Consider the following 20200-nt stretch of genomic DNA (forward strand, 5'->3'; position numbering starts at 1 on the left):
TACTCAAACGACGCAAAGCCATCCGGATCGATTTCAGGCGAGGAGCAGGAGACACCATGACGAAAGCAACGGGGGCCGACGCGTTCGAACCCTTTCAACAGGCGCTCACCCAGGGGTGGCGCAAGGCGCTGGAGTCCTTCCAGCAGTCGGCCGGGCAGGGCGCCTGGACCGGCAATGGCAAGCCCCTGTGGCAGATGCCGCAAATGCCCGAAATGCCCGGCATGCCTTCCCTGGGCACCATGCCGGAATTGCCCAAGCTCTCGATCGATCCCGCGGCGCTGCAGGCCATCCAGCAGCAGTACATCGCCGAGGCCACCGCGCTCTGGGGCCAGGGCTTCGGCGCCAAGCCCGAGGGCGACCGGCGCTTCGCCGGCGAGGCCTGGAGCGGCAACCCGCTGTCGGCCTTCTCGGCCGCGATCTACCTGCTCAACGGCCGCACCCTGCTGAAGATGGCCGAGGCCATCGATGCCGACGAGAAGACCAAGGCACGGCTGCGCTTCGCGGTCGAGCAGTGGATGGCGGCCTCGTCGCCGAGCAACTCGCTGGCCTTCAATGCCGAGGCGCAGAAGAAGGCCATCGAGACCCAGGGCGAGAGCATCGCCAAGGGCATCCAGAACCTGCTGCACGACGTGCGCCAGGGCCACCTGAGCATGACCGACGAGAGCGCCTTCGAAGTGGGGCGCAACGTCGCCACCACCGAGGGCGCGGTGGTGTTCGAGAACGCGTTCTTCCAGTTGCTCGAGTACAAGCCGCTGACCGCCAAGGTCTACGAGCGCCCGTTCCTGCTGGTGCCGCCGTGCATCAACAAGTTCTACATCCTCGACCTGCAGCCCGAGAACTCGCTGATCCGCTATGCCAACGAGCAGGGCCACCGCGTGTTCGTGGTGAGCTGGCGCAATCCCGACGAGTCGCTCGCGCAGGCCACCTGGGACGACTACATCGAGCAGGCCGCGATCGAGGCCATCCACCGCGTGCAGGAGATCAGCGGCAGCCCGCAGATCAACACGCTGGGCTTCTGCGTCGGCGGCACCATCCTGTCGACCGCGCTCGCGGTGCTGGCCGCTCGCGGCGAGAAGCCGGCCGCCTCGGTCACGCTGCTGACCACCTTCCTCGACTTCAGCGACACCGGCATCCTCGACATCTTCGTCGACGAGCCCATGGTGCAGTACCGCGAGATGCAGCTCGGCAAGGGCGGCCTGCTGCCCGGCGGCGACCTGGCCTCCACCTTCAGCTTCCTGCGTCCCAACGACCTGGTCTGGAACTACGTGGTGGGCAACTACCTCAAGGGCGAGACCCCGCCGCCCTTCGACCTGCTCTACTGGAACAGCGACGCCACCAACCTGCCGGGCCCGTTCTACGCCTGGTACCTGCGCAACACCTATCACGAGAACAAGCTGGCCGAGCCCGACGCGCTCACGGTCTGCGGCGAGAAGATCGACCTGCGCCGCATCGACATCCCGGCCTACATCTACGGCTCGCGCGAGGACCACATCGTGCCGATCGGCGGCGCCTACGCCTCGACCCAGATCCTGCCGGGCAAGAAGCGCTTCGTGATGGGCGCCTCGGGCCACATCGCGGGCGTGATCAATCCGCCGGCCAAGAACAAGCGCAGCCACTGGATCCGCGCCGACGGCAAGCTGCCGAAGACGCAGGCCGAATGGCTGGCCGGCGCGCAGGAGCATCCGGGCAGCTGGTGGACCGACTGGTCCCTGTGGCTCAAGGGCCACGCGGGCAAGCAGATCCCCGCGCCCAAGACCTACGGCAAGGGCAAGGCCTACCAGGCCATCGAGCCCGCCCCCGGACGCTACGTCAAGGCCCGCGCCTGACGTCCTGCACCCCCGAATTTCAAATCACCTCAACGGAGAACCTCATGGAAGACATCGTCATCGTTTCGGCCGCGCGCACCGCCGTCGGCAAGTTCGGCGGCTCGCTCGCCGGCATCGCGGCCACCGAACTGGGCGCCATCGTCATCAAGGAAGTGATCGCGCGTGCCAACCTCACGCCCGAGCAGGTCGGCGAAGCCATCATGGGCCAGGTGCTCGCGGCCGGCGCCGGCCAGAATCCCGCGCGCCAGGCGTGGCTCAAGAGCGGCGGCGCCAAGGAGACGCCCGCGCTCACGATCAACGCCGTCTGCGGCTCGGGCCTGAAGGCCGTGATGCTCGCGGCCCAGGCCGTGGCCACGGGTGACAGCGACATCGTCGTGGCCGGCGGCCAGGAGAGCATGAGCCTCGCGCCGCACGTGCTGCCGAACTCGCGCAACGGCCAGCGCATGGGCGACTGGAAGCTGGTCGACACCATGATCGTCGACGGCCTGTGGGACGTCTACAACCAGTACCACATGGGCATCACGGCCGAGAACGTGGCCAAGAAGTACGGCATCGACCGCGCCGCGCAGGACGAACTGGCGCTCGCCAGCCAGACCAAGGCCGCCGCCGCGCAGGACGCCGGCAAGTTCAAGGACGAGATCGTTCCCGTCACCATCCCGCAGAAGAAGGGCGACCCGGTCGTCTTCGACAAGGACGAGTTCATCAACCGCAAGACCAGCGCCGAAGGCCTGGCCGGCCTGCGCCCCGCCTTCGACAAGGCCGGCGGCGTGACCGCGGGCAATGCCTCGGGCCTGAACGACGGCGCCGCCGCCGTGCTCGTGATGACCGCCAAGAAGGCGGCCGCCCTCGGCCTCAAGCCGCTGGGCCGCATCGCCAGCTACGCCACCGCCGGCCTCGACCCCGCGATCATGGGCATGGGCCCGGTGCCCGCCTCGACCAAGGCGCTGCAGCGGGCCGGCTGGAAGGCCGCCGACCTCGACCTGCTCGAGATCAACGAAGCCTTCGCCGCGCAGGCCTGCGCCGTGAACAAGGAAATGGGCTGGGACATCAACAAGGTCAACGTCAACGGCGGCGCCATCGCCATCGGCCATCCGATCGGCGCGTCGGGCTGCCGCATCCTGGTGACGCTGCTGCACGAGATGCAGCGCCAGAACGCCAAGAAGGGCATCGCCTCGCTGTGCATCGGCGGCGGCATGGGCGTCGCGCTCACCATCGAGCGTTGATCCCCCGGCAGCCGTCGTCGTCGCTCAGAGCGACATCGACGGCCGCTGCGCCATCGCCGCGCGCCAGCGCACCAGCTCGGGGTGCTGTTCCCCGGGCTTCACGCGCACGATGCGCGCGAAATCCACCGCCACCACGGCGGTGATGTCGGCCAGGCTGAAGCGGTCGGTCGCGATGAACTCGCGGCCGGCCAGCCGGTCGTTCAGCGTCCCGAAGAAATGCTGCACCCGCGCCAGCCCGCGCTGCGCGAGCTCGGGGATCTGCGCGTAGTTCACCGGGCCCGGCAGCGCGCGGTCGGCCATGGCCGGCGAGCCGTTGCGCAGGGTCTCGGCGATCGCCAGCAGGCCCTCGAATTCCACGCGCCAGTGCCAGCTCGCGATCTCGGCCTTTTCGGCCGGCGTGCGGCCCATCAGCGGCGGCTCGGGATGGCGCGCCTCGGCCCAGGCCGCGATGGCGGCGTTGTCGGTCAGCAGGCCGTCTTCGGCGGTGCGCAGCGCGGGCACCGTGCACTGCGGATTGATCGCGCGGTAGGCCGCGCCCATTTGCTCACCACGAACCAGGTCGACCTGCACCGTCTCGTGGGCAATGCCCTTTTCGGCCAGCAGGATGCGCGCGCGGCGCGGACTCGGCGCTGTGGCGCAGTCATAGAGAATGATCATCGTCTGTCCAACTCCTGGAACTCATTGCATGAATGGCACGACCGCCTACACGCCGCCCACCGTCTGGTCCTGGAACAAGGAAAGCGGCGGCCGCTTCGCGAACATCAATCGTCCGATCGCGGGTGCCACCCATGAGAAGGACCTGCCGGTGGGGCGGCATCCGCTGCAACTCTATTCGCTCGCGACGCCCAATGGCGTGAAAGTGACGGTGATGCTCGAGGAACTGCTGGCGCTGGGCCACGCGGGCGCCGAGTACGACGCCTGGCTGATCCGCATCAGCGAGGGCGACCAGTTCGGCAGCGGCTTCGTGGCCGTCAATCCCAACTCCAAGATCCCCGCGCTGCTGGACCGCAGTGGCGCCACGCCGATCCGCGTGTTCGAGTCGGGCGCGATCCTGCAATACCTGGCCGAGAAGTTCGGCAATGCCTTCCTGCCGACCGAGCGCGCGGCGCGCGCCGAATGCCTGTCGTGGCTGTTCTGGCAGATGGGCAGCGCGCCCTACCTGGGCGGCGGCTTCGGCCATTTCTATGCCTACGCGCCGACCAAGATCGAGTACGCGATCGACCGCTTCGCGATGGAGGTCAAGCGCCAGCTCGACGTGCTCGACCGCCGGCTGGCCGAGAGCCGCTACCTGGCCGGCGACGACTACACCATCGCCGACATCGCGGTCTGGCCCTGGTACGGCGCGCTCGCCAAGGGGCAGCTCTACGAATCGGGCGAGTTCCTGCAGGTGAGCGAATACAGGAACGTGCTGCGCTGGAACGACGAGATCGCGCAGCGCCCCGCGGCGCAGCGCGGCCGCATGGTCAACCGCGCCTGGGGCCAGCCCGGGAGCCAGCTGCACGAGCGCCACGACGCGGCCGACTTCCAGACCCGCACGCAGGACAAGCTCCAGGCGCAAGGCTGAGGCGGCCGATCTTGTTCACCGCCCGTTTTTTGAGCAAAGTGTGGAATCCCTTTATAAAACAACGACTTAAATTCGTTTTACAAGGCTCCACATGAGTTGCCCCCAAAGTTATGCACAGAAAGTGGGGATGAAGGGGCGGAACTCAGGATTCGCGCGCAAGTAGGCGCAGTCCCACGGAAAAATCCGCTCAGCCACCGGCTGCATCGATGGCATCGGCCGCGTAGTGGCGGCACAGCGTGTCGACCAGCGCCTGCGCATACACCGGCAGCGCCGCGCGTTCGCGCACCAGCAGATAGCGCTCGCGCACGCACCAGGCGTCGCTGAGCTCGATCAGCGCGAGCTTCATGCCCTCCTGGTTGCGGCGCGCGGCCGACTCGGGCACGACGCCGATGCCCACGCCGCTGCCGATCATCCGGCACATGGCGTCGAAGCTGCCGAGCTGGATGCGCAGCTTCTGGCGCTTGCCGATGCGGTCCGTGACCTGTCCGAGGAAGGCCTGCAGCGTGCTGCCCTGCTGCATGCCGATGGCGTCCTCGTCGAGCGTCTCGGCGAAGGCGATGGTGCGCAGCTGCGCGAAGCGGTGCTGGCGCGAGGTCACGAGCACCAGCCGGTCGGTGCTGAAGTGGATCGATTCCAGGCCCAGGGTGTCGACGCTGCCCGCGACGATGCCGATGTCTGCGCGCCCGTCGCGCACGCCGCGCGGGATCTGAGCGTTCGGTTTTTCCTGAAGGTCGACGTTGATGCGCGGATTGGCGGCGAGGAAGGCCGGCAGGATCTCGGGCAGGAAGTCGGTCACGGCCGTGGTGTTGGCGAACACGCGCAGGTGGCCGCGCACGCCGCCGCCGTACTCGAGCAGGTCGCTGCGCAACTGATCGGTCTGGTTCAGCAGCAGCCGCGCATGGTGCAGGAAGGCCTCGCCCGGCGGCAGCAGGCGCACGCCGCGCGCCTCGCGCTGCAGCAACTGCACGCCGGCCTGGTTCTCGAGCGCCTTGATGCGCGCGCTCGCCGCGGCCAGCGACAGGTGCTGCCGGTCGGCCGCGCGCGTGAGGCTGCCGAGCTCGGCCGTGGCCACGAACAGGCGCAGGTCGGTGAGGTCGAAGAGCATGGCCCGATGGTAGCCGTCGACCGCGAGGCTTCGGTGAAACCGAAGGCTGGGTTCCGAAATCGGAGATTGCGCCGAGGCGGCGGCGCGGCGCACCATGCCGCCATGGCCGGGGAGCACCGCGGCCTTCACATCACATCGGAGACAGGCATGGGTTCTCGCGCAACGGCGCTTTCTTCTTCTCTTTTCTCGTGGTTCGCCGCGGCATCGATCGCCGTGCTGTCGGCCGGCGCCTCGGCGCAGCCGGCGGCCAGCACCTATCCCACGCGCCCCGTCACCCTGATCGTGCCGCAGGCCGCGGGCGGCACCAACGACATCGTCGGCCGGCTGGTCGGCCAGAAGCTCGGCGAGCTGCTCGGCGTCGGCGTGGTGGTCGACAACCGCCCCGGCGCGGGCGGCAACATCGGCACCCAGCTCGCGGCCAAGGCGCCGAAGGACGGCCAGACCCTGCTGATGACCATCAGCAGCAGCCAGGCGATCAACCCCGCGCTCTACCGCAACCCCGGCTTCGATCCCGAGAAGGACTTCAAGCCCGTGGGCCTGATCGGCGCCGTGCCCAACGTGCTGCTGGTCAACCCCGGCTTCCCCGCCAAGACCCTGCCCGAACTGCTGGCGCTCGCGCGGCAGAAGGGCGCGCACTACCAGTACGCCTCGGCCGGCAACGGCACGCTCAACCACCTGCTCGGCGAGATGCTCAACAGCATGGCCGGCATCTCGCTCGAGCACGTGCCCTACAAGGGCGTGGCGCCGGCCATCAACGACGTGCTCGGCGGCCAGCTGCCGATCGTGTTCGCGAGCCTGCCCTCGGCGCTGCCGCACATCAAGGCCGGCAAGCTGCGCGCGCTGGCCGTCAGCGGCGCGAAGCGTTCGCCGGCGCTGCCCGACGTGCCCGCCATCGCCGAGGCGGTGCCGGGCTACGACGGCACCCTGTGGATCGGCCTGTTCGCGCCCGCCGGCGTGCCGGGCGAGGTGCTCACTAAGCTGCAGGACACCATGCACAAGGCGCTGGCCGCGAAGGACCTGCGCGAGAAGCTCGAGCAGCAGGGCGTGGAGGTCGCGTCGCCGACCTCGCCCGAGCAGTTCTCGGCGCTGCTGCACGACGACCTCGGCAAGTGGGCGCGCATCGTCAAGCAATCGGGCGCTTCGGTCGATTGACCCGGATTCAGGAGAACGGATGACCCCAGACAACACCCCCGCCATCGACGCCGCCGCGCTCGCCGGCCTGCGGGCCTGGCAGGGCCGCAGCGAAAGCCTGCACGACCAGATCGTCGCGAGCCCGGTGCGCGCGCTGTCGGCCACGCTCGACCGCGACGATCCCGCGCCGGCCGCCGGCACGCCGCTGCCCGCGCTGTGGCACTGGCTCTATTTCCTGCCGCACCACCGGCAGTCCGAGATCGGCCCCGATGGCCATGCGAAGCGCGGCGGCTTCCTGCCGCCGGTGCCGCTGCCGCGCCGCATGTGGGCCGGCGGCCGGCTGCGCTGGGAGGCCGGCAATCCGCTGGTGGTGGGCGACGAGGTGGAGCGGCGCTCGACCATCGTCTCGGTCGAGCACAAGACCGGCCGCAGCGGCGAGCTGGTGTTCGTGCTGGTGCGCCACGAGGTACACAACGCGCGCGGCCTCGCGCTGACCGAGGAGCACGACATCGTCTACCGCGCCGCGCCGCAACCGGGCGAGGCCGCGCCGCCGCCCAAGGCCGCGCCCAGGGACGCCGCCTTCAGCCGCGACATCGTGCCCGACGATGTGCTGCTGTTCCGCTACTCGGCGCTGACCTTCAACGGCCACCGCATCCACTACGACCGGCGCTACGTCACCGAGGTCGAGGGCTATCCGGGCCTGATCGTGCACGGCCCGCTGATCGCGACCCTGCTGGTCGACCTGCTGCGCCGGCACACGGGCGACGCACCGCTCGCGCGCTTCGAGTTCCGCGCCGTGCGGCCCACCTTCGACATCGCGCCGTTCCGCGTGCATGGCAAGCCCGGCGCCGATGGCGGGAGCTTCGCGCTCTGGGGCGAGGACGCCGAGGGCTGGCTCACGATGCAGGCCACCGCGGTGCTGGCCTGAGGACTCTCTTCTTCCAGGAAATCACGCAATGACAAGACCCCTCGACGGGATCACGGTGGTGTCGCTCGAACATGCGATCGCGGCGCCTTTCTGCACCCGCCAGCTCGCCGACCTCGGCGCGCGCGTCATCAAGGTGGAGCGCCCGGGCGTGGGCGACTTCGCGCGCGCCTACGACCAGCGCGTGGCCGGCGAGGCCTCGCACTTCGTCTGGGTCAACCGCTCCAAGGAAAGCATCTCGCTCGACCTCAAGCAGCCCGCCGCGCTCGAGGTGCTGCAGGAACTGGTGGCCGGCGCCGACGTGCTGGTGCAGAACCTCGCGCCGGGCGCCGCGGCACGCATGGGGCTGGGCGCGCAGGCGCTGCAGGCCAAGTACCCGCGGCTGGTCGTCTGCGACATCTCGGGCTATGGCGAGGACGGCCCGTACCGCGACAAGAAGGCCTACGACCTGCTGATCCAGAGCGAGGCCGGCTTCCTCTCGGTCACCGGCACGCCCGAGGACCCCTGCAAGTCGGGCAACTCGATCGCCGACATCGCCGCGGGCATGTATGCCTACACCGGCATCCTGGCCGCGCTGCTTCAGCGCGGCAAGACCGGCAAGGGCTCGCACATCGACGTCTCGATGCTCGAGTCGCTGGCCGAGTGGATGGGCTTTCCGATGTACTACGCCTACCAGGGCGCGACGCCGCCGCCGCGCAGCGCCGCCTCGCACGCCACCATCTATCCCTATGGCCCGTTCCCCGCGGGCGACGGCGGCACGGTGATGCTGGGGCTGCAGAACGAGCGCGAGTGGAAGCTGTTCTGCGAGAAGGTGCTGCTGCAGCCCGCGCTCGCCACCGACGCGCGCTTCGACAGCAATGCGCGGCGCAACGAGCACCGCGAGGAACTGCGCGCCATCATCGTCGGCCTGTTCGGCGCGCTGAGCACCGCCCAGGTGCTCGAGCGCCTCGACGCCGCCCAGATCGCCAATGCGCGCATGAACGACATGGCCGGGCTCTGGGCGCATCCGCAGTTGCAGGCGCGCGAGCGCTGGCGCCAGGTGGACTCGCCGGCCGGGCCCATTCCCGCGCTGCTGCCGGCCGGGCGCCAGAGCGCCTTCGACTACCGCATGGACGCCATTCCCGCCGTGGGCGAGCACACCGACGCGATCCTGCGCGCGCTGGGCCGCAGCGAGGAACAGATCGCGGCGCTGCGCGAGGCCAAGGCGGTATGAGCGCCCAGGCCCTGGGGCTCGCGCGCACCTTCCTGTTCGTGCCGGCCGACCGGCCCGAGCGCCATGCGCGCGCGCTGGCCAGCGGCGCCGGCGCGGCCATCGTCGACCTCGAGGACGCGGTCGCGCCCGAGCGCAAGGCCGCCGCGCGCGAGGCCTTGCCCGAGGTCTTCGCCACGCTGCCCGCGGCCGACCGCGCGCGCCTGCTGCTGCGCATCAACGCGCCCGGCACGCCCTGGCATGCCGACGACCTCGCGCTGGTCGCGCGGCTCGCGGCGGCGCGCGCCATCGCGGGCGTGGTGCTGCCCAAGGCCGAGAGCGCCGACCAACTGGCGCGGCTGGCCGAGGCCGCCGGCCCCGAAGCCGTGCTGGTGCCGCTGATCGAATCGGCCGCGGGCCTCGCGGCCCTCGATGCGATCGCCGCCGCGCCCCAGGTGCTGCGGCTGGCCTTCGGGCACCTCGATTTCCAGGCCGACCTCGGCATGGCCTGCGACGCGCAGGAGGCCGAGCTGGTGCCGGTGCGGCTCGCGCTGGTGCTGGCCTCGCGCCGCGCCAACCTGGCCGCGCCCATCGACGGCATCGCGACCGACTGGCGCGATACCGATCGGCTCGCGGCCGAGGCGGCGCGCGCGCGGCGCGGCGGCTTCGGCGCCAAGCTCTGCATCCATCCCGCGCAGGTCGCCCCGGTGCATGCGGCGCTCGGGCCCGGCGCCGAGGAACTGGCGTGGGCGCGGCGCGTGGTCGAGGCCGTGGCGCAGGCCGGCGGCGGGGTCGTGAACCTCGACGGCCGCATGGTCGACGCGCCGGTGGTCAGGCTCGCGCAGCGCCTGCTCGCGCTCGATGCGCAGGCGCCGCCGCACTGAGCCTTCCCAGGACATTCATTCGTTCATCAACCCAAGGCAAGAAGAAGGAGACAAGAGACATGAATGCATCGAACCCCGCGCGCCAGCGCCGCCCCCTGCGCCTCGCCGCGGCCGCCGCCCTGGCCATCGGCCTCGTGGCCGCGCCCTGGAGCGCCTCGGCCCAGGGCGCCTGGCCCGACAAGCCGATCGTGATGGTGGTGCCGTACTCGGCCGGCGGCCCGACCGACGTGGTGGCGCGCATGCTCGCGGTGCCCATGGGCAAGTCGCTGGGCCAGACGGTGGTGGTCGAGAACACCGTGGGCGCGGGCGGCACCATCGCGCCGACGCGCGTGGCCAAGGCCGCGCCCAACGGCAACACCATCCTGATCCACCACATGGGCATGGCGACCGCGCCCGCGCTCTACAAGAAGCTCAACTACGACCCGCTCAAGGACTTCGAGTACATCGGCCAGGTGATGGACGTGCCGATGACCCTGCTGTCGCGCAAGGACTTCCCGGCGAACAACTTCCAGGAGCTGCTGACCTACGTGAAGGCCAACCGCGACAAGGTCTCGCTCGCCAATGCCGGCGTCGGTGCGGTCTCGCAGCTGTGCGGCATGCTGTTCGCGCACCAGATCGGCGTGCAGCTCACGACCGTGCCCTACAAGGGCGCCGGCCCCGCGCTCAACGACCTGATGGGCGGGCAGGTCGACCTGCTGTGCGACCAGACCACGCAGACCGCGCCGGTGATCAAGGACGGCACGCGCGTGAAGGTGTTCGGCGTGACCACGCCCAAGCGGCTGTCGAGCATGCCCAACCTGCCCACGCTCGACGAGCAGGGCCTCAAGGGCTTCGACGTGAAGGTCTGGCACGGTATCTACGCGCCCAAGGGCACGCCGCCGGCGGTGCTCGAGAAGCTCAACGTCGCCTTGCGCGCCGCCCTGCAGGACGACATGGTGAAGCAGCGGCTGGCCGAGCTGAGCTCGGAGATCGTGCCGCTCGACAAGCAGACGCCCGAGGGCCTGCGCACCCATCTGGTGGCCGAGATCGACAAGTGGGGCAAGGTGATCAAGGCGGCAGGCGTGCAGGCCGACTAAGGCATGAGGTAGTCAGCCCGCGCGCAGCACCTGCTCGAACAGCGCGAGCAGGTGGCGCGCGAACAGGTCCATGTTCGCGGGCCGGTCGTTGCCGCCGGTCTCGATGGTGCGGCTTTGGGACACCGCGTCCGGCCCACCGACCACCGCGAGGCACACCCGCCCCGGCGGATCACCATAGGGGCTGCCCGAGGGACCGGCCGCGCCGCTCTCGGCGATGCCCCAGCCCGAATGGTGGTTATCGCGCACGCGGCCGGCCACCAGCAATGCATAGGGCTCGGTCTCGCCGCGCAGGCCGGTCATGTCCTCGGCCGTGAGCCCGAGCAGCGCGCGGCCCGCGCGCCGCGAATAGACCACGGCGCCGCCACGGAAGTAGGCCGAGGCACCGGGGATCGCGAGCAGCGCGGCCGACACCAGTCCACCGGCCGAGGACTCGACCACCGCCACCGTCTGGCCGCGCTCGCGCAGCAGCGCGCCGACGCGCTCGGCGATCGCGCCGAGCGGCTCAGGGTTTGCCGCCTTGGGACTTACGCTGACACTCGCAGTCATACTTTGGAACTCCTTCGAAACGAAGCGAACGCAAGAGCGTATGCGCCCCGCATGGAGAATGATGGAACGCCGCTGCGCGAATACATCGTGACACCCGATAAACACCCCAGGTCAGTGTTTTTCCCGAGACGGGGGGTGGTCCGAAACTCGCTAGAGTGAAGGCGGCCGTTCAAGGCTTTCGACAAGTACACACAAGGAATTTCTCATGAGCAAGAAAGTTGCATATGTCACTGGAGGCATGGGTGGCATCGGAACAGCCATCTGCCAGCGTCTCTACAAGGACGGTTTCCGCGTCGTCGCCGGTTGCGGTCCCACCCGCGACTATTCGAAGTGGCTGGCCGAACAGAAAGCCCTGGGTTTCGAGTTCCACGCCTCGGTCGGCAACGTCGGCGACTGGCAGTCCACGGTCGAGGCCTTCTCGGCCGCGAAGGCGGCGCATGGCGCCATCGACGTGCTGGTCAACAACGCCGGCATCACGCGCGACCGCATGTTCCTCAAGATGACGCCCGAGGACTGGAGCGCGGTCATCGAGACCAACCTCAACAGCATGTTCAACGTCACCAAGCAGGTGGTGGGCGACATGGTCGAAAAGGGCTGGGGCCGCATCATCAACATCAGCTCGGTCAACGGCGCCAAGGGCCAGGCGGGCCAGACCAACTACTCGGCGGCCAAGGCCGGCATGCACGGCTTCACGATGGCGCTGGCCCAGGAGCTCGCGGGCAAGGGCGTGACGGTCAACACCGTGAGCCCCGGCTACATCGGCACCGACATGGTCAAGGCCATCCGCCAGGAAGTGCTCGACAAGATCGTCGCCACGATCCCGGTCAAGCGCCTGGGCGAGCCGAGCGAGATCGCGTCCATCATCGCGTGGCTGGCCACCGACGAGGGCGGCTACTCGACCGGTGCCGACTTCTCGGTCAACGGCGGCCTGCACATGCACTGAGCCGCGGCTGCGCTCGGAAAGGAAACCCGCTTCGGCGGGTTTTTTCATGTCCGGCCCGAACGGACAAGCCCCGGGAAATGCAACCGTCTTGCATACGTGTAATGAACGATCCCCCCACGTTCCTGCAAAATCGGCCGATGCCCCACAGCGTCTCACTCATCAACACCATCGCCGCCGGCCTCGGCCTGGCCCTGGTGCTCGGCTTCCTCGCCGCGCGCCTGCGCCTGCCGGCTCTCGTCGGCTACCTGCTGGCCGGCGTCATCATCGGTCCCTTCACGCCCGGCTTCGTGGCCGATGCCGGCATCGCCGCGCAACTGGCCGAGATCGGCGTGATGCTGCTGATGTTCGGTGTGGGGCTGCATTTCTCGCTCGACGACCTGCTGGCCGTGCGCAAGATCGCGCTGCCTGGCGCGCTGCTGCAGATCAGCGTGGCCACGCTGCTCGGCGGCGCGCTCGCGCTGTGGTGGGGCTGGAACCTCGGCGCCGCGCTGGTGTTCGGCCTGGCGCTCTCGGTCGCCAGCACGGTCGTGCTGCTGCGCGCGCTCGAGAGCCTGGGCATCCTCGACTCCTTCACCGGCCGCATCGCCGTCGGCTGGCTGGTGGTGGAAGACCTCGCCATGGTGCTGGTGCTCGTGCTGCTGCCCCCGCTCGCCGAGACCCTCGGCGGCCGCGCCGCCGGCACCGACGCCTCGCCGCTGTGGCAGACCCTGGGTCTCACCCTGCTGCAGGTCGGCGGCTTCGTCGCCCTCATGCTGATCGTCGGCCGCCGCGTCTTCCCCTGGATCCTGTGGCAGGTCGCGCGCACCGGCTCGCGCGAGCTCTTCACCCTGTGCGTGGTGGCCGCCGCCGTCAGCATCGCCTTCGCCTCGGCGGCGCTGTTCGGCGTCTCCTTCGCGCTCGGCGCCTTCTTCGCCGGCATGGTCATGCGCGAGTCGCAGTTCAGCCACCGCGCCGCCCAGGAATCGCTGCCGCTGCGCGACGCCTTCGCCGTGCTGTTCTTCGTCTCGGTCGGCATGCTGTTCGATCCCTCCGTGCTGCTCGAGCGCCCGCTGCAGGTGCTGGCCGTCGTGCTGGTCATCGTGCTGGGCAAGTCGCTCGCCGCCTGCGGCCTCGTGCTGGTGCTGCGCTATCCGCTGGCCACCGCGCTCACCGTCAGCGCCAGCCTGGCGCAGATCGGCGAGTTCTCGTTCATCCTGGTCGGCCTGGGCGTCTCGCTCGGCCTCATGCCCACCGAGGGGCAGAGCCTGATCCTGGCCGGCGCCCTGATCTCCATCGCCACCAACCCGCTGTGGTTCAGCCTGATCGCGCCGCTGCAGAAATGGCTGCATGCCCATTCCTCGTTCGCGCGCCGCCTCGAGGCGCGCGACGACCCGCTGGCCGAGCTGCCGATGAGCACCGAGGCGCGCTACCTCTCGCGCCAGGTCGTGCTGGTGGGCTACGGCCGGGTCGGGCGCCGCATCGCGGCCGAGCTCAAGGCGCACGACATCCCCTACGTCGTGGCCGAACAGAACCGCGAGCTGGTCGAGAAGCTGCGCGAGGAGGGCGGTGCCGCCGTCTATGGCGACGCGGCCGATCCCGCCGTGCTGATCCAGGCCCACATCGCGCGTGCCCGCGTGCTGGTGGTGGCCACGCCGGCCGCGCTCAACGTGCGGCAGATGATCGAGACCGCGCGCACCCTCAATCCCACGATCGAGACGGTGATCCGCAGCCACAACGAGGCGGAAGCGGAGCTGCTCACGCGCGAGGTCTCGGCCAATGTCTTCCTCGGCGAGCACGAGCTGGCCCAGGCGATGGCGCGCGACGCGGTGCGCCGCGCCGTGGCGCCGCCCGCGGCGCATGGCGCCAACGGCGCGCCCACCGTGCCGGGCGCGCCGGCCTGAGCGCTTTTTCTAGAGGTCCTCGATCACCAGCATGCGATAGCGCTGGGCGATCGAGTACGGCACCGTGCGCACCACGTCCATCAGGCGTTCGGCGTCTTCCTGTTCCTCGGTGCGTACCAGCAGCGCCGTGTGGCCCTCGCGCGCGAGCTTGGTGTAGGCGCGAACGGTCGCGCCGTCGGTGCCGGCCGAGGGCAGGGGGTTGTCGGCCTCCTTCACGGTCGGGGTGATCTCGGCCAGCACGGTGGCGGGCGGCAGCAGGTAGACGTCGTCGCCGCTCGTGCCCTGTTCGATGAGCTGGCGGCCGATCCGGTCGGCGTCCTCCGCGCTCGGGAACATCACCATCGAGTAGCCGGTGGGATAGAACGCGCCGCCGATGCTCGATGTCATCCGCGATTCCAGGCTGAACTGCTTCATTGGGGGGCCTCCTGTGTGTCTTGGCTGGCTGCTGATCCGCTTCGAAACTAGGCCGCGCACCGGCGCTCGCATGTAGGAGAAGCCCGGGAGCTGGGAACGGTGGGCGCCAACGCCCGTCGCAGGAGGCCCACAGGGTTTTCGCCGGCGGTGAACGTGATCGAGTACACGCGCGTTGTGACAGGGCGTGTCCACGATCCCGGCGGCGCGCCCCCATCATCGCCAACGCCCACCTTCCAGAGCTTCGCGTGAACACCATCCCCGCCACCCTGTCGCCGTCGCCCCGCAACCTCGCGCTGACCGTCCACGAGCTGGAGCCCGGCGAGTTCTACTGGGTGCTGATGGAGGCGGTCGACGATGCCGCGGGCGAGGGCGCGGTGCATTCCTACCTGCCGCTCGAAGCGGCCATCGAGCCGCACACCAGCTATTCGAACGCGCTGGTGGCCGGCGTCAGCGTGCTGCGCCGGCTGTTCGGCACCGAAGGCCCCGGCCGGCCGCAGGACACCCGCACGCCCGACGAGCCCGCGCGCACCCGCTCCCTATAATTCCCGCCGTTCGGTGCGGCCATTCTTCCGAGGAAGGAAGGACGCACCGGCACCACGGTTCGAAGGTGCCCCGCCAGCCATGCATGCCATGGCCACGGGGTTAAACGGGAAGCAGGTGCGACGCGTCGGTTCACGGATCGACGCCTCCATTCCTGCGCTGCCCCCGCAACGGTCAGCGGATCTGGACGTCCTTACGCCATGCCCCCAGGGCATCGGCAGCCACTGCGCCCCCAAGGCGTGGGAAGGCGAGGGCTTCCGCAACGGCGCTGCAGTATCGACTGCGCGCCGCTGCGCTCCGCGAGCCCGGATACCGGCCTTCGTCACCGCCTCGGACGCTGCGGGAGTGCGTGTCCGGGCCGCCGGCCGGCGAAGTGCTCGCTTTACCCGCCGCCGGTCCCGGCCATCGATCGACCTCCCGCCGCGTCCACGTTCGGTCAGAGCACCTGCGGGGACGCGGGTCGGAGGAGAAGTCACATGGATCACGCATCGCCGCCAGGCGATCGCAGGGGCGCGGCCGGCCGTCGCCCGCACCGCCACCGGGGTCGCCCGGCCACCCGCCGCCTCGGCGGCATGTCCGCCGCCATCGGCCTGGCCTTCGGGGCCGGCAGCGGCTTCGCGCAGCAGGCCGCCACCAGCCTGCCGCCGGTGCAGGTCGAGGCCGGCGCCCAGACCGCGTTGTCGCTCGCCGAGCCCACGCAGACCGGCAGCCGCCTCGGCCTCACGCCGCTCGAGACGCCCGCCAGCATCGAGGTGCTGACCGGCGAGACCATCCGCGCGCGCGGCGACGTCTCCGTCATCGAGGCCGCCACCCGCGCCACCGGCATCACCGGCGCGCCCTCGCCGGGCAACGGCAGCACCTCGATGGCCGCACGCGGCTTCTCGGGCCATGGCTCGGTGATGCAGCTGTTCGACGGCACGCGGCTGTTCGCGGGCGCGGGCACCGTCACCTTCCCGTTCGACACCTGGTCGGTCGACCGCATCGAGGTGCTGCGCGGCGCGGCCTCGGTCATGTATGGCGAAGGCGCGATCGGCGGCGCGATCAACGTGGTGCCCAGGAAGCCCACGCGCGGACCGATCCACAACGAGGCGCTGCTGAGCTACGGCTCCGACGCCACGCGCCAGGCCGCCTTCGGCAGCGGCGGCGCGATCAACGACAAGCTTTCGTACCGCTTCGACATCAGCCACCGCGCCACCCACGGCTTCATGGCGCGCGGCGAGGGCGAGAGCCTGGCCGTCGGTGGTGCGCTGCGGCTGGACGTCTCGCCCGAGCTGCAGTTCACCCTGTCGCACGACGAGGGCCGCCAGTCGCCGCAACGCTACCAGGGCGTGTCGCTGATCGACGGGCGCCTCGACGGCCGGACCCTGCGCCAGAACTACAACGTCGACGACGCCGAGCTCAAGTACGACGACAAGTGGACCCGCCTCGACGCGCTCTGGACGCCCAGCGATGCCGTCACCGTGCACAACCAGCTCTACCGGCTCGCGAGCCAGCGCCACTGGCGCAACAGCGAGACCTACACCTTCAATGCCGCCACGCGCCGCGTGACGCGCGGCGACTACCTCGAGATCGGCCACGACCAGGAGCAGGTCGGCAACCGCACCGACGCCACCTTCCGGCACGAACTGTTCGGCATGAAGAACCAGGTGCTGGTGGGCTTCGACGTGAACCGCATCGACTTCCTGAACTCGAGCGACTCGCCCTACGGCGGCCGCTCGGTGGTCGACCCCTTCGTCTTCCTGCCCGGCTACTACCAGTCGCCGTCGCCCTACCTGCCGCGCTACCGGACCCGCACCAGCACCTATGCCGTGTTCGCCGAGGACAAGCTGGCCTTCAATGAGCGCTGGTCGCTGGTCGCCAGCCTGCGCTGGGACCATGCCAAGGTGGCGCGCACCGACCTGGCCAACGCGGCCAACAGCCTCACGAAGACCTTCGAGTACGCCACCGGCCGCATCGGCGCGGTGTATGCGCCCGATGCCTCGCAGTCCTTCTATGCGCAGCTGGCGCACGCGGCCGATCCGCTGACCTCGCTGATCAGCACCTCGACCACGCAGGCGCCGTTCGACCTCAGCACCGGCAACCAGGTCGAGGTCGGCTACAAGCGTCAGCTGGCCGATAACCGCGGCGCCTGGACCGTGGCGGCCTACCGCATCGAGAAGAAGAAGCTGCTGTCGCGCGACCAGAACAACCCCAGCGTCTCGCAGCAGGTCGGCAAGCAGTCGTCCGAGGGCATCGAGGCCACGCTCGACCTCGCTCTGACCCCGACGCTGCGGCTAGGGGCCAATGCGGCCAGGCTGCGCGCGCGCTACGACGACTTCAACGAGGCCGTGAGCGGCCGACTGGTCTCGCGCGCCGGCAACACGCCGTTCGGCGTGCCCGAGGCAGCGGCCAACCTGTTCCTGCACTGGCATTTCCTGCCGCAGTGGGAGGCCGAGTTCGGCCTGCGCTACGTCGGCTCGCGCCAGGTCGACGCGGCCAACTCGCGCAAGATCGGCTCCTACACCGTGGCCGACGCCTCGGTGAGCTGGCAGGCCAACAAGTCGCTCAAGCTCGCGCTGCGCGGCTACAACCTCGGCGACCGCCGCTATCCGCTGTCGTTCTCGAACAGCGGCAACCAGTGGCTGCTGGGCCGTCCGCGCTCCTTCGAGCTGTCGGCGCTGGTGAACTTCTGAGATGACGCACGCCGCGCGCCGCGCCCGCGCCGATCGCCGCACTGCCTGGCAGCGCGCGTGGCCGCTCGCGCGCCACTGGCTCTACTGGACCCACCGCTGGCTCGGCATCGGCGGCTGCCTGCTGTTCGTCATGTGGTTCGTCTCGGGCGTGGTGATGATGTACGTGGGCTATCCCACGCTCACCGAGGGCGAGCGGCTCGCGGGCCTGCGCGCGCTCGACGTCGGCCAGGCCCGGGTCTCGCCCGTGGCCGCGCTCGAGGCCCTGCCCGAAGCAGCGCGCCAGCAGCCGCCGCGCCGCGTCGCGCTCGAGATGCAGGGCGGCGCGCAGCCGCAGCCGGTGTGGCGCATCGTCGATGCGCGCGGCGGCCGCCATGCGGTGTCGGCGCGCGACGGCCGGCTGCTGGCCGGCACCGACGCCGCGCAGGCCGAGGCCGTGGCGCGCGACTTCTCGGGCCAGCCCGGCGCGCGCTGGGCCGAGACGCTCGAGCGCGACCAGTGGACCGTGCCGCAGGGCCTCAACCCGCTGCGCCCGCTGCACCGCATCGAACTCAACGACGCGGCGGACACCGAGCTCTACGTGTCGGCGCGCACCGGCGAGGTGGTGCGCGACACCACGCGCTCCGAGCGCTTCTGGAACTGGCTCGGCTCGGTGCCGCACTGGATCTACTTCACGCCGCTGCGCGCCGATCCGCCGCTGTGGCACGACGTGGTGGTGTGGCTCTCTGCCGCCTGCATCGTCTCGGCCGTAACCGGCATCGTGATCGGCATCCTGCGCATCCGGCTGCGCCGGCGCTTTCGCAACGGGTCCGTCACGCCCTACACCGGCTGGATGGCCTGGCACCACATCGCGGGCCTGGTCGGCGGCTTCTTCGTGCTGACCTGGATCGTGAGCGGCTGGCTCTCGATGAACCCGAACCGCTGGTTCGAGCGCAACCCGGTCGACGCGGCCGCGGTGGCGCGCTACACCGGCGGCGAGATATCGACCTTTCCGTGGCCGCCCGCCATGCCGCCGGCGGGCGAGGGCGCCGCTGCACCGCGCGAGGCACTGCTGCAATGGTTCGACGGCCGGCCGCTGCTGCAGCTGCGCGATGCGCAGGCACGCGTGCGCGTGCTCGATGCCGCGAGCGGCGCGCCGGCTTCGATCGCGCGCGAGGACATCGTGCGCGCGGCCGCCCGGCTGCGCCCCGGCGCGACGCTCAGCGAGGCCGTGCTGCAGACCGCCTACGACTTCCACTGGTACGGCCACCACCGCGAGCGCGTGCTGCCGGTCTGGCGCCTCGAGTTCGACGATCCCGCGCGCACCCGGCTCTACATCGACCCGGCCAACGGCCAGCTGGCCGGCAGCAGCGACCGCAATGCGCGGCTGCGGCGCTGGCTCTTCAATGCCGCCCACAGCCTGGACTTCCCCTGGCTGATCCAGTACCGGCCGGCCTGGGACCTGGTGGTGTGGCTGCTGTCGATCGTCGGCGCCGTGGCCTCGGCCAGCGGCGTGGTGATCGGCTGGCGCCGGCTGCGGCCGCGCTCGCGTTCTCCCACCGTGGCGCTCGCGCGTCCATGATCCAATCCACTTTCGCACTGCGGTGCCCTCCAGGAGCTGTTCCATGCACATCGAACCCGGTCTCGTCGACACGACCAAGATCTTTCTCAGCTATGCCACCGGCGCCGCGGCGCTCGCCTGCACGGGCAAGGTGGCTTTCGACACCCTGCTGAAGGACGGCCTGGCCGCCCTGGCATTGCGCTCGGCGATCGCCGTGGCGCTGGTGTTCTGCTTCTTCGAGGTGCTGCCGCACCACCCGGTGGGCGTGTCGGAGGTGCACCTGATCCTCGGCACCACCTTGCTGCTGGTGTTCGGGCTCGCGCCCGCGGCCATCGGCCTGGCGGGCGGGCTGCTGGTGCAGAGCCTGTTCTTCGAGCCGCAGGACCTGCCGCAGTACGGCATGAACGTCACGACCCTGCTGGTGCCGCTGTTCGCCACCGCCGTGCTCGCGCGTCGCATCATTCCCGAGAAGCTGGCCTATGTGGACATCGGCTACCGCGAGGCCTTCAAGCTGTCGGTCGCCTACCAGGGCGGCATCGTGGTGTGGGTCGGCTTCTGGGCGCTCTACGGCCGCGGCACCGGGCTCGCGAACCTCGGCGAGATCGCCAGCTTCGGCGCCGCCTACATGACGGTGGTGCTGGTCGAGCCGCTGGTCGACCTCGGCGTGCTCGCCGGTGCCAAGGCCTGGCGCCGGCTGCAGGGCTCGGCCTTCGTCGAACGTCGCCTCTACACCGGCGCCTGAAAG

Annotated in this window: 18 protein-coding genes and 1 riboswitch; of the genes, 14 read left to right on the forward strand and 4 right to left on the reverse strand. The window is 70.2% G+C overall.

The features are described 5' to 3' along the window. The first annotated feature begins 56 nt into the window (after positions 1 to 56). Positions 57 to 1826: a class I poly(R)-hydroxyalkanoic acid synthase gene (gene phaC, locus ACODT0_RS20985; protein ID WP_057596640.1), complete on the forward strand. Its 1770-nt coding sequence runs from the start codon at positions 57 to 59 to the stop codon at positions 1824 to 1826. 44 nt (positions 1827 to 1870) lie between these two features. Next, entirely contained in the window at positions 1871 to 3049 is a 1179-nt protein-coding gene (locus ACODT0_RS20990) for an acetyl-CoA C-acetyltransferase (RefSeq protein ID WP_057596639.1), read from the forward strand. A 24-nt stretch (positions 3050 to 3073) separates the two neighbouring features. Here the strand turns inward: ACODT0_RS20990 and ACODT0_RS20995 are convergent, their stop codons facing one another. Beyond that, positions 3074 to 3706, reverse strand: coding sequence for a glutathione S-transferase family protein (locus ACODT0_RS20995; protein ID WP_422097408.1), 633 nt, complete (start codon positions 3704 to 3706; stop codon positions 3074 to 3076). 28 nt (positions 3707 to 3734) lie between these two features. Between ACODT0_RS20995 and yghU the strand changes: the two genes are divergently transcribed. Beyond that, positions 3735 to 4613, forward strand: coding sequence for a glutathione-dependent disulfide-bond oxidoreductase (gene yghU / locus ACODT0_RS21000; protein ID WP_057596637.1), 879 nt, complete (start codon positions 3735 to 3737; stop codon positions 4611 to 4613). Positions 4614 to 4800: 187 nt separating this feature from the next. Here yghU and ACODT0_RS21005 read toward each other — a convergent pair whose 3' ends face one another. Next, on the reverse strand, positions 4801 to 5718 hold the full coding sequence (locus ACODT0_RS21005) for a LysR family transcriptional regulator (RefSeq protein ID WP_489042174.1): 918 nt from the start codon (positions 5716 to 5718) through the stop codon (positions 4801 to 4803). A gap of 147 nt (positions 5719 to 5865) precedes the next feature. On the opposite strand from ACODT0_RS21005, the gene ACODT0_RS21010 reads away from it, so the two are divergent. The 5 genes from ACODT0_RS21010 to ACODT0_RS21030 are packed head-to-tail and all read left to right on the forward strand — an operon-like array spanning position 5866 to position 10923. Further along, positions 5866 to 6870: a tripartite tricarboxylate transporter substrate binding protein gene (locus tag ACODT0_RS21010; protein WP_489042175.1), complete on the forward strand. Its 1005-nt coding sequence runs from the start codon at positions 5866 to 5868 to the stop codon at positions 6868 to 6870. A 19-nt stretch (positions 6871 to 6889) separates the two neighbouring features. After that, the gene (locus ACODT0_RS21015) at positions 6890 to 7777 is read left to right on the forward strand and encodes an HTD2 family dehydratase (RefSeq protein ID WP_489042176.1); all 888 of its coding nucleotides are present in this window, start codon (positions 6890 to 6892) and stop codon (positions 7775 to 7777) included. A 28-nt stretch (positions 7778 to 7805) separates the two neighbouring features. Beyond that, the gene (locus ACODT0_RS21020) at positions 7806 to 8987 is read left to right on the forward strand and encodes a CaiB/BaiF CoA transferase family protein (RefSeq protein WP_489042177.1); all 1182 of its coding nucleotides are present in this window, start codon (positions 7806 to 7808) and stop codon (positions 8985 to 8987) included. Further along, complete coding sequence (locus tag ACODT0_RS21025) at positions 8984 to 9847, forward strand: HpcH/HpaI aldolase/citrate lyase family protein (protein WP_489042178.1); 864 nt, start codon at positions 8984 to 8986, stop codon at positions 9845 to 9847. Before ACODT0_RS21020 ends, ACODT0_RS21025 begins: the two co-directional genes overlap by 4 nt. Positions 9848 to 9906: 59 nt before the next feature. After that, positions 9907 to 10923, forward strand: a complete 1017-nt coding sequence (locus tag ACODT0_RS21030; protein WP_489042179.1) for a tripartite tricarboxylate transporter substrate-binding protein — start codon at positions 9907 to 9909, stop codon at positions 10921 to 10923. Between the two features lie 12 nt (positions 10924 to 10935). Here the strand turns inward: ACODT0_RS21030 and ACODT0_RS21035 are convergent, their stop codons facing one another. Beyond that, positions 10936 to 11469 carry a CinA family protein gene (locus ACODT0_RS21035; RefSeq protein WP_422097402.1) on the reverse strand — a complete coding sequence of 178 codons (534 nt, stop codon included), beginning with the start codon at positions 11467 to 11469 and terminating at the stop codon, positions 10936 to 10938. A 205-nt stretch (positions 11470 to 11674) separates the two neighbouring features. On the opposite strand from ACODT0_RS21035, the gene phbB reads away from it, so the two are divergent. Both phbB and ACODT0_RS21045 read left to right on the forward strand, forming a co-directional pair. Then, a complete protein-coding gene (gene phbB / locus ACODT0_RS21040; RefSeq protein WP_057597567.1) occupies positions 11675 to 12412 on the forward strand; it encodes an acetoacetyl-CoA reductase in 738 nt (245 codons plus the stop codon). Positions 12413 to 12549: 137 nt separating this feature from the next. Further along, complete coding sequence (locus ACODT0_RS21045; protein WP_057597566.1) at positions 12550 to 14292, forward strand: cation:proton antiporter domain-containing protein; 1743 nt, start codon at positions 12550 to 12552, stop codon at positions 14290 to 14292. Between the two features lie 9 nt (positions 14293 to 14301). On the opposite strand, the gene ACODT0_RS21050 is transcribed toward ACODT0_RS21045, so the two are convergent. After that, a complete protein-coding gene (locus tag ACODT0_RS21050; RefSeq protein ID WP_057597565.1) occupies positions 14302 to 14706 on the reverse strand; it encodes a hypothetical protein in 405 nt (134 codons plus the stop codon). Positions 14707 to 14951: 245 nt separating this feature from the next. Between ACODT0_RS21050 and ACODT0_RS21055 the strand changes: the two genes are divergently transcribed. The 4 genes from ACODT0_RS21055 to ACODT0_RS21070 all read left to right on the forward strand — a co-directional run bounded on the left by ACODT0_RS21055 (position 14952) and on the right by ACODT0_RS21070 (position 20197). Then, positions 14952 to 15248 carry a hypothetical protein gene (locus tag ACODT0_RS21055; protein WP_057597564.1) on the forward strand — a complete coding sequence of 99 codons (297 nt, stop codon included), beginning with the start codon at positions 14952 to 14954 and terminating at the stop codon, positions 15246 to 15248. Positions 15249 to 15295: 47 nt separating this feature from the next. After that, positions 15296 to 15581: riboswitch (cobalamin riboswitch) on the forward strand. Positions 15582 to 15818: 237 nt separating this feature from the next. Then, positions 15819 to 17918 (forward strand): TonB-dependent receptor, encoded by a 2100-nt coding sequence (locus ACODT0_RS21060; RefSeq protein ID WP_489042181.1) that lies wholly within the window; start codon positions 15819 to 15821, stop codon positions 17916 to 17918. A 1-nt stretch (position 17919) separates the two neighbouring features. Next, on the forward strand, positions 17920 to 19476 hold the full coding sequence (locus tag ACODT0_RS21065) for a PepSY domain-containing protein (protein WP_489042182.1): 1557 nt from the start codon (positions 17920 to 17922) through the stop codon (positions 19474 to 19476). Positions 19477 to 19519: 43 nt separating this feature from the next. Next, positions 19520 to 20197: an energy-coupling factor ABC transporter permease gene (locus ACODT0_RS21070; protein WP_489042183.1), complete on the forward strand. Its 678-nt coding sequence runs from the start codon at positions 19520 to 19522 to the stop codon at positions 20195 to 20197. Positions 20198 to 20200 lie beyond the last annotated feature (3 nt).

The sequence above is a fragment of the Variovorax sp. FG153 genome (assembly GCF_057809595.1).

Bases quoted from the DNA above. Each gene is read 5' to 3' on its own strand.
- yghU (WP_057596637.1), top strand. From the start codon at position 3,735: ATGAATGGCACGACCGCCTACACGCCGCCCACCGTCTGGTCCTGGAAC.
- ACODT0_RS21060 (WP_489042181.1), top strand. From the start codon at position 15,819: ATGTCCGCCGCCATCGGCCTGGCCTTCGGGGCCGGCAGCGGCTTCGCG.
- ACODT0_RS21020 (WP_489042177.1), top strand. From the start codon at position 7,806: ATGACAAGACCCCTCGACGGGATCACGGTGGTGTCGCTCGAACATGCG.
- ACODT0_RS20990 (WP_057596639.1), top strand. From the start codon at position 1,871: ATGGAAGACATCGTCATCGTTTCGGCCGCGCGCACCGCCGTCGGCAAG.
- ACODT0_RS21065 (WP_489042182.1), top strand. From the start codon at position 17,920: ATGACGCACGCCGCGCGCCGCGCCCGCGCCGATCGCCGCACTGCCTGG.
- ACODT0_RS21030 (WP_489042179.1), top strand. From the start codon at position 9,907: ATGAATGCATCGAACCCCGCGCGCCAGCGCCGCCCCCTGCGCCTCGCC.
- phbB (WP_057597567.1), top strand. From the start codon at position 11,675: ATGAGCAAGAAAGTTGCATATGTCACTGGAGGCATGGGTGGCATCGGA.
- ACODT0_RS21015 (WP_489042176.1), top strand. From the start codon at position 6,890: ATGACCCCAGACAACACCCCCGCCATCGACGCCGCCGCGCTCGCCGGC.
- ACODT0_RS21005 (WP_489042174.1), bottom strand. From the start codon at position 5,718: ATGCTCTTCGACCTCACCGACCTGCGCCTGTTCGTGGCCACGGCCGAG.
- ACODT0_RS21025 (WP_489042178.1), top strand. From the start codon at position 8,984: ATGAGCGCCCAGGCCCTGGGGCTCGCGCGCACCTTCCTGTTCGTGCCG.
- ACODT0_RS21045 (WP_057597566.1), top strand. From the start codon at position 12,550: ATGCCCCACAGCGTCTCACTCATCAACACCATCGCCGCCGGCCTCGGC.
- ACODT0_RS21070 (WP_489042183.1), top strand. From the start codon at position 19,520: ATGCACATCGAACCCGGTCTCGTCGACACGACCAAGATCTTTCTCAGC.
- ACODT0_RS21035 (WP_422097402.1), bottom strand. From the start codon at position 11,469: ATGACTGCGAGTGTCAGCGTAAGTCCCAAGGCGGCAAACCCTGAGCCG.
- ACODT0_RS21010 (WP_489042175.1), top strand. From the start codon at position 5,866: ATGGGTTCTCGCGCAACGGCGCTTTCTTCTTCTCTTTTCTCGTGGTTC.
- ACODT0_RS20995 (WP_422097408.1), bottom strand. From the start codon at position 3,706: ATGATCATTCTCTATGACTGCGCCACAGCGCCGAGTCCGCGCCGCGCG.
- phaC (WP_057596640.1), top strand. From the start codon at position 57: ATGACGAAAGCAACGGGGGCCGACGCGTTCGAACCCTTTCAACAGGCG.
- ACODT0_RS21050 (WP_057597565.1), bottom strand. From the start codon at position 14,706: ATGAAGCAGTTCAGCCTGGAATCGCGGATGACATCGAGCATCGGCGGC.